The organism is Chitinivibrionales bacterium (genome assembly GCA_014728215.1).
Lineage (GTDB): Bacteria > Fibrobacterota > Chitinivibrionia > Chitinivibrionales > WJKA01 > WJKA01.
In genome coordinates this window covers 1-9085 of sequence record WJLZ01000022.1, presented here as the reverse complement: position 1 = coordinate 9085, position 9085 = coordinate 1, and the positions used below count along the sequence as shown (strand labels likewise).

At 49.2% G+C, this 9085-nt stretch carries 6 protein-coding genes; 3 read left to right on the top strand and 3 right to left on the bottom strand.

The genetic code is table 11. The features are described 5' to 3' along the window. Positions 1 to 1843 precede the first annotated feature (1843 nt). From GF401_01635 to GF401_01625, 3 genes are all read right to left on the bottom strand, one after another. A complete protein-coding gene (locus GF401_01635; protein MBD3343746.1) occupies positions 1844 to 3451 on the bottom strand; it encodes a GntR family transcriptional regulator in 1608 nt (535 codons plus the stop codon). Positions 3452 to 3464: 13 nt separating this feature from the next. Further along, positions 3465 to 3899: an L-rhamnose mutarotase gene (locus GF401_01630; GenBank protein MBD3343745.1), complete on the bottom strand. Its 435-nt coding sequence runs from the start codon at positions 3897 to 3899 to the stop codon at positions 3465 to 3467. Between the two features lie 113 nt (positions 3900 to 4012). Further along, positions 4013 to 5575, bottom strand: coding sequence for a GntR family transcriptional regulator (locus GF401_01625; GenBank protein MBD3343744.1), 1563 nt, complete (start codon positions 5573 to 5575; stop codon positions 4013 to 4015). 75 nt (positions 5576 to 5650) lie between these two features. On the opposite strand from GF401_01625, the gene GF401_01620 reads away from it, so the two are divergent. The 3 genes from GF401_01620 to GF401_01610 form a co-directional block, all read left to right on the top strand. After that, positions 5651 to 6955: a hypothetical protein gene (locus tag GF401_01620; protein MBD3343743.1), complete on the top strand. Its 1305-nt coding sequence runs from the start codon at positions 5651 to 5653 to the stop codon at positions 6953 to 6955. Between the two features lie 103 nt (positions 6956 to 7058). Next, positions 7059 to 8111 carry a T9SS type A sorting domain-containing protein gene (locus GF401_01615; GenBank protein MBD3343742.1) on the top strand — a complete coding sequence of 351 codons (1053 nt, stop codon included), beginning with the start codon at positions 7059 to 7061 and terminating at the stop codon, positions 8109 to 8111. Positions 8112 to 8336: 225 nt separating this feature from the next. Continuing rightward, a partial coding sequence (locus GF401_01610) for a sulfatase-like hydrolase/transferase (GenBank protein ID MBD3343741.1) occupies positions 8337 to 9085 on the top strand: 749 nt, incomplete at its 3' end.

Genomic DNA, 9085 nt, shown 5'->3' with positions numbered 1-9085 from the left:
GGGCTGATTCGGCAAAGGTGAAAATCGAGCCGGTAATAAGCGGCAATAACTGGGCAAATACGAATATCAAGGGTCTGACGCTGTACATGAACGAAAAGAATGTCGCGCTCGCTTATGATATGTGTTATTCTGCCTGTGATGCTTCATTTCGCGCTACTGTTTCCGCGGCACTGAAAGCCAATGCCGATGTGATCAATGATAATGGCGGAAGAGAACAGAATACCAACACTGCATCCAACTGGCAGGGGAACCGTTTTTCTGCTGCAGGACTCGGCTATATGGCCACTGATGACGCCTTTGATAATGCTAAATTGATCAATTGCTGGGACAAAGTCGTGCGCTATTGCCGCGAAAATATGGGCGACAATCCCGACAGTCGGGGATGGAATATCGAAGGCATGGGGTATACGCTCTATCCGTTCGGGCAGTTTATCGCTGCATTCGGCATTGCCATGGCACGACACGACGCTTCACGGGACCTCCGGCAGACAATGGAATCGGTCAAGTGGACCCCCTGGACCGCATATGCAAATGGCTGCAAGATCCGCAATGGTGGCGGTATGGGACTGCATCCGGATTTCGGTGATGATAACGCTAATCTCAATCCTGAAGGAGTTTTCGGACAGGCGTTTTATTATTGTCACGATGAACTGGTACCTGGTCTCAAATACTGGTATGACCGCATGTTCGGCGTGCTGGGGAACAACGATTTCGACAGCAGACGACACGGCACGATGTACAGCTATCTATATTACCCATCGGGTATCGATGAGCAGAACCCAATGGCTATTGACAAATGGCGCAGCGGCTTTGTGGATACCGGCGGCAACGGGTACATGACCTACCGGAACCACTATCTCGACAGCAACGATGTTGTTGCACAGCTCTATGTCAAGCTGCGGGGCAATAAGGGACATAACGGCCCGGATGCCCTCAGTTTCCGCATTTTCGGGCTTGATACGCCGTTCGGGGTCGGCGGCGGCCGATACGGCCCGAAAATCAATGGCCACCATGCCTACTGGAGCTCCATGAATACGCTGTATCCCATGGATCCCGAGGCTGCCGGTCTTTCGAAAAACGGTAATTCAGGGACTGTTGTCGGAACACCGTTCCTCCGCACCAATGGAAGCGGACATTGTATCACGCAAATCTCCACCAACAATCTTGGGGTGGATAATCATAAGCGGTGGTTCATTGCCGATTATTCCAGGGTTGCGGGCGTTGAAGGGGTTTTTATTGTTGGTGATGTTTCCGATAACGGAACCTACTGGCAGCTCTGTACGGTTGAATCGCAGGCGATCACGCTCGATGAACAGGAAAAAGCGTTTGCCGTTGAGGGCGCGAACGGGAGTTCGATGAAAGGCTCTATCCTGTATCAGAACGGCACATTGGACCTGACAACAGGGAAACGGGTGCGGGGGAGCAGTTTCGGATATAAGGGAGTTACCTATGATGAAAACAATTACGTGCATTTCGGGAGCAGTGACGGCAATTATCTTGTTGCGCTGACTTGCGCCAAGGAAGGGCAAAGCCATCCGGAAGTTACTGTTACCGGCACCTGGCCCGGCAAAGTGGCCATTGAGGCGGGTTCGTTTTCGGTTTCAATTGACGGTAATACTATCCAATATCAGTCGAGTTCTACAGGGAAACGGTATCGTGAAATGCAGAATATTTCTCACGACTTACAGCTTGGCCATGAAGAGCGTGAGTTGTATTCGATCAGCGGGAGAAGGATTGAAATTGGACCGAGGAATCTTCGCTTGCGAAACGGCAAAGGCATCTATCTGGTGAAAGAAGGGCGCCGGATAATAAAGCGGATTAGTAAATGATGTGCGGTCGGAAATTACGATTGTACCGGCTGAATTGTTTGTGCTGCTTGAGGTGAATAAGTGCGAACCGTCTGCCGCTCGATAATCATGCCCTCAAACTCAATTGCCCGGTGTGAATGTCCTTTTGAAAGAGATCGTTTGTTGAGCACAAACCCCAGCATTGCATGAGCGATAGCATTCATGTTGAAATTATAGCTTGTCAAACCCTGATTCATCGCTGCATGAGTATCATCAAAGCCGACAATTGAAACCGTGTTGGGAACTTTTATATTTTTCTGCTGCAGGTATTCCAGCGCCCAGAGTGCGATGTCATCGTTGGCAACCACCCAGGCGGTACATTCCTTCTTTGCAATCGCTTTTTTGAAGAGTGGGCTGATTGTATGCTGCATTTCCGCCAGGGGAATGATTCGTTCGGGAAGCTGGAAACCGAAAAGCTGATCGGTTTTCTGTCGTATATGAAGGGGAACATCCTTTTTCCACGCATTATACGATGCAAGCAGACGCTCTAAAGAATAGCCCTTGGTTTCATCTTCAAAATAAAAGCGAAAATAGCGTGGAGGGTTATCCTGTGTAAATGATAGGACACTATTGTCGATTCCCGCTTGAGCGTAGATTTCTCTGATACCTTTCAGCCTGTTTTGCGACCAGAGCGATTTGTGAAAGGGAGAGATGTAGGCAATATTCCGATGTCCCCGGGAGAGCAAATACCGCGCAACCTGGCGGCCTGAGCGGGGAGACACTGCCGAAGAAAAGAGTCGTACGTTTTCTTTGCAGAGATAGGCCGGGAGTTGCCATCCACCGGTAAAATCTAAAAGTGCGACCGGTTTGCGTACATGGGCCAGGAAACGGAAAACGTGCTCCATGCCGGCGGTTTGTGCACTGATCGGAAATAGATATCCCACAACCGCCTCTTCGTCTGCAAATTTTATTGCCCCGGCCCCGGGCTTTATAAAAGAGAAATCGGCATCGCCTGCCTTGTGCCCGACAATGTCGATTCCGATATTCGAACGGGAGCATTCGATTTCCAGGTGCCTGAGATAGTCCTCGGCAAGACTGCCCATCGCTAATCGTTCTTGAATGTCGGCAAGGGCAATAAAGACAACGCGCTGCCCCGATTTTTGAGCGGTAATTTGTCGTATCGAGTAATGCTTTTTATTGAGGACTAAAAAATCCTCTATGTAAAGCTCATACAGGGCTTTTTTCAGCGTTCTGAAAGAGGTTGCATACCGGGTCTGGAGCTCTTTCATTGAAGGCAAGGGGCTCGCTGCCGACAGCGAGCCGGTGAGAATGTCATTTTTCACCTGATAACACACGCGCTGCCAGGCGGTGTGAGATATCGATGGCAGCTCATTGGGCGAATCGGTTGACTCACGTAATGATTGACATTTTCCCACTGCGCCTATTTTAACTTTGCACCGACGGCCATTCACTCCCTCAAGTACCGATTGCTTTTTCAGAAGAGCAGTAGCTTTCGCCATTGAAGGGACCGAAACCTGTGCCAGCCGGGCCAGCTCTTTTAAGCCGGGAAGCTGCTCGTTTTCTTTATAGTTATTCTCGATCATGGCCGTAACGAGAAATTGATAAGCAGCATAAACAGCGGTATTGGCTCGCAGCTTCTTCACTAGAAAAATCCTTTTATTTCATATGATCCTGCATGTCAAAGATGCTTTTTGCAACTACCCACTTCTTATCGAAGCACGCGCCGGTCGTTGCCTGCCAGGTGTCTTCTGCTTCTTTATCGAATTTTGTGGTGTCCCGGGGAGCGCCGGCGGCTTTTTCGATTGTCAGAATCAGTTTTGTGTCATGGCGGTAAATGTCCAGATCGGTGACCCCGGTGGACTGAAGATTGGTAATAATCTGCTGCGGGATACTGTCGTGAAGGGCGATATACCGCTCGACACTGTCTTCTTTAAGCGTGCCCAAAAGCACAATCATGGTATCCGGTCCTGCCGGAGCTTCTTTTGCAGCTTCCATCATTGTCTCGGCCGACTGTGCCTGCTGCTGTTCGGAATCGCAGGAGAGAGCGGTAAAAAGAGTCAAGGAAACAAGGAGTGTGGCAAACGCTTTCATAAAAATGCCTCCGTGGAAAAGGTTAAGAATTAATTGTATCTATCCACAGGTTTAAAATAGTAATGGCGCTGTAAAGATGGGTACAGAAGATAGATTTCAGGAAAGCATAAACACTATTTCAGATTTCTCCCTGTCGTCTTCCGTTCCATAATCAGCCCCTCAAGCTCAATCGGCTTGTGGATCTGCTTTAAAAGCGGCGATGACCGGTGCAGCACATGATCGAGCATGGCGCGCACCATCGCACGCATGTTGAAATTATAACTTGTCAACCCCTGCTGCAACGCAGGGAGAGTGTCGTCAAAACCGACCACCGAAATGCTGCCGGGAACATCGACACCCTTCCTTTCGAGAAAATCGAGTGCGCGACACGCAACTTCATCATTAGCCGCGACCCAGGCCGTGATTTGCCTGTGAGCCCAAGCCTGTTCGAAAAGCGAATCAAGATCATGATACATCTCTGCCCACGGAAGCAAACGTTCGGGAATGGTGAAATTAAACAGCGTGTCGAATTGGGGAATAAAATAGTCAGGGATATTCTTTTTCCATTGCTGATATGCGTTTTGCAATGGCCCGATGCTGCACTGTGTATACGCCTGGTCTCGATAATAGATATTGATTTTTGGCGGACGATTAAAGGTGAACCCCCGGACTTTGTCCGGCAGGCCCGCATCATGATACGTGGAAGAAAGACCACCCAGACGATTAACCGACCAGAGTGATTGATGAAAAGGCGATAGATACGCAATTCGCTGATGACCAAGACCGAGCAGGAATTGTGCGATCTCCTTGCCACACTGCGATGAAACCGCGGAAGAGAAAAGGCGGAAATTCCGTCGCTTTCCCATCCGGGGAAAATCCCATCCCCCAATAAGATCGAGTGTCGCAACCGGTTTGTTCCGGTGCGACAGGTGCTGGAGGATCCTGTCTCGTTTATATTCGGGAGCAACAACAATGAACAGGTAGCCGAGCATATTATCGCTATTGTCAATATCACACGGCTTGCCGTGATAATCATAAAACCTGAGCGCCTCTTCTTCACGAACAAGGTAAGAATATTGTGATAGTATAATATTTGAACGGATACATTCGGTTTCAAGGTCTCGATAGAAATCTTCCACCAGACCGGAAAGCTGTATCTTCAATGTACGATCGGCCATAACAATAAAGCCGATCCTGTTCCGTTCGGTGCCTGCGCTCAATGATCTCACTGCATAAGACCGATTGAAAGGAACGAGAACGTTTTCTCTGCACAGAAAATCGAGCGCTCGCCTGATTGTACGAAAGGAGGAGCCGTATTCATAAGACAGCTCCATTATTGATGGGAATGGGTTGTCGCGCGAATAGTGTCCGTTCAGTATGCGGCGGCGGATGTTTTCACTAATTCTTTCCCATCTCTTTGATGGCCCTTTCCTCTGTTTGCTCTGCTCAATTTCCCTGAGCAAATCGCCGCATAATTGAAGAGCATTGGGCGAAACTTTGTATCGCTGACCGGTACTGCCTTCCAGAATTCCCTGACCTTTCAATAAACCGGTCGCTTTGCAAGCTGTGGGAACCGAAATGCCGATTTCCGAGGCAATTTCCTTTAGTCTCGGGAGAAAGTCTCCGGTTTTATACCGGGATTCCTGTATGCCCGAAAGAATATGCTTTCGAGCATTATCGACTGCGCTTGATCGCATAATTAAACTCTTTAAAGGTTAAAATTAAACGCTTTTAATAAATATAGTCAATTTCGTTTCATAAATCAAAAAGAAATGGACCCGGCTTTTTGCTATTATTACAGCGAAGGTCATGAGATTGTGTTATTTATTTATCGGCAAAGGAGGCTTATGGCTCGAAAGGATTTCTTCATTACAGTTGGAATGGCAGTATGTTGCATGACAGCCCAACTCTGCGCTGAAAGTGATTTCTGGGCGGGTGCAAGCGGGCGAACCGAATCGGTTGAGCTGGTTGAGTACTGCGCACCGGATGATTACAGTTGGCCGTCATTTACGCACAGCTCCCAGGTAACCGAACTTCCAAACGGTGAACTCGGGGTCGTCTGGTACGGTGGCAGTTCTGAAGGCGCCTCAAATGTCAAATGCTGGTTTACCCGCAAAACCGCGCAGGGATGGCTGACGCCGGTGGCGATTTCCGGTGATGATCGGGCAATAGATAATGCGGCAATTTATCAGCCGAAAAAGCCCGGGGCGCCGTTGTGTGTCTGGTATACGGTTCTTCTTGATGGCGGAAGTTCGGGGAAGAAGCGTTTTATCAAATCGACCGACAATGGTGCAACCTGGACCGATCCGGTTGATTGCCCTGACTTGCAAGGTACGCCACTGGGGCGCGCCATGGGATGCGAGAAAAACAAACCGCTTGAGCTTCCCGACGGCTCTCTGCTACTTCCCGCAAGCGTTCGTCCGAGATGGCTTGGATTTAACGGTTTGTTGACCGACAGCGCTTTGTTCTGGATCGAGCGTACAGTCGATTATAACGGCGATAACACACTCTGGTCCCAGCCCGCGCGCAAAGGTCACCAACCGGCTTTTTTAGTTCACTCACAGGATTTTATGCATCTTCAGCTCCTGTGCAGGGGCGGAAAATCTACCTGGTCGACTGACGGTGGTCGTACCTGGGGACCGGTGACCGGTTTCGGGGATAAGGTTATCGACGCCGATGGAATCGGTAATTCCGGCGGTGATGCCTTTACCCTGGATAACGGCTATCATGTTTCGGGCTATAGCCATACGGGGGGACGGGAATTCATCCGAATTTGTATTTCACCCGACGGTCTCCAGTGGCAAAAAGTGATGGTGGTTCCCTGCGGCGGACGCAACTACCCGGCATTTGTGCAGACCTCGGATCGCAAACTGCACCTTACATACTCCGATGACCCGATCCGCCATGTAGTAATCGATCCCGACAAGCTGTGCAATGCTAATGGCCCGGTTGTCAATCGCTTGAAACCTGTTTCCGCATATCGGGCGGGAACCGGATTCAGCGCCTGTTATACTGTCCAAACCGGACTGAAACTGGAATACTCGCTGCCGCAAGCCGGCAGGCGGAGACTGGGGTGAGCAGGTCCTTGTTGCCGCGGATGGTACTCATGATCCGCAACTTTATCAGCCCTCCGAACCAGGATCAAAACTGTATCTTCATTATTTTATCAATCCGCCCCGTATGCATGTTTCACGGATGAGGTGGTCGACTGATGATGGTCGTACCTGGTCTGATGCAAAGCAGCTTCCGTCAAGTGACAATCCGCTTTTTCAAGAAAACCGGTTTATCGGGCCCGAGCAGAATCCGCCGCTTGAGCATCCTAATGGATGGTTCTGGTGTTCTGTTGGAGCGCATGTGAGTACATCCAATGGTCATATAATCACCATGATTCCACCTGATAACTATGACGGCACCGGCGGCACATCCTGGCAATACAAGAATACTCCTTTCAATCCCGGTAATGCGGGGCAGGGAGCATTTCTGGTTATAGATCCTGATGAGCGGACTAATGGATTATATAAAAATGTTGCCGGAGTTGTTCGCGATAATGTTAATGGTGAAGTGCATATTACCTATACCGCGAATGGTGGAGAATTCTGGACAAGTGCAACTAAGCTCCCCGTCAGCAATAACATCGGCAACCGCAGAACTGCACTTCAGGCGGGGGGCGCAGCAGTGAGCCTTGATATCAACGGGGGCCCGTCACAGGGCCGGCATCTTGCCTGTGCTGCCGGTGATGCCATGATCAATGGCACCCGGAAGCTCAGGCATGTCATCCGAATGGTCATGAGCAATGATGCCCACAATTGGGATGAAATTTTAGAGATGCGCATGGAAAATGCCGAGCAGGCGGATCCGACTTTGATCCAGACCAGCGATCGAAAAATTCATCTTCTCTGGTCGGGAAGAGGCACCGGGACTACACCGCTCCGGCATGTTGTGATGGATCCTGATATTCTGATCGGAAACGATCCGACCATTGCGGCCAATGCAATATTGTCGGAAACATCGGAATTGCTCAAGGTGGCTACCACAGAAAAATCGATAACTATCGTTCCAGGAAATGGCAGTTTCGAGGCTGCTGCACTCTATACCGCTCAGGGAAAGAAGGTTTTCTCGATTTCAGCTCAATCTCAATCGACTGTCTCAACCGCAAACTTACAGACCGGGATGTATATCGTGAGGGCATATGGTGATAACACTGTTCTTTCTCGAGCTGTGTTCATTAAATAATTATTGATACGGAGCAGTCATTCCAATAATGCGGGATGGCTGCCTGTTTCACCTGTTCGCCGGATCTTTCCTTATATAGCTTTAAATATAACGGCAATGAAATTAAAAAAATGTACTATTTATATTCATCCATGATTTATTAATTTTATGTTAAGGATTCAATTTAAGAATGCTGGTATATATAGTATATAGTATAATGTAATAATAAAAGGAGATCCGATTATCATGGCTTCAATTTCGCGAAGAACATTTCTCGGCCATTCTGCAGCAGGAGTTGCTGCCACAGCAGCATCGATCCATGCCATACCAGGTAGAACAGCACAGGATAAACCGAATATCATCTACATTCTTTGCGATGACCTGGGATACGGCGATTTAGCATGCTACGATCACCCGGATATACAAACTCCGAATCTCGACCAGCTTGCACTTGACGGTATCAGATTTACCGACTGTTACGCGGCCGCTCCTGTCTGTTCTCCGGCCCGGGCCGGCTTTTTAACGGGGCGCACGCCTAATCGATGTTGTATCTACGATCATCTGGGAAGTCACCGGTGGCCGCATTCTAATCCGCGATTTCTGCACGGCAACGAATTGACCATAGCGGAGCTTCTCAAAGATGTCGGTTACTCGACCAGCCTTGTCGGAAAGTGGCATCTTACGCAGGGATTCAATGACGGCATACTCAATTCCAATCCTGCAACCACACAGCCGATGCCGGACGATCAGGGTTTTGATTATTATATGGCCACCGAGAACAATGCCGATCAGGATCACTGCGATGTGAAAAATTTTATCCGGAACGGCGTGGCGGTCGGGCAGTCGAGTGAATGTTCCAGCGATGCGATCATTACTGAATGTATCGACTGGCTCGACAACACCCGGGACAAACAGAAGCCGTTTTTTCTATTTGTCAGCTTTCATTCTCCCCATGAGCCGGTGGCCACACCCCCTGATTATATGAACATGTATGC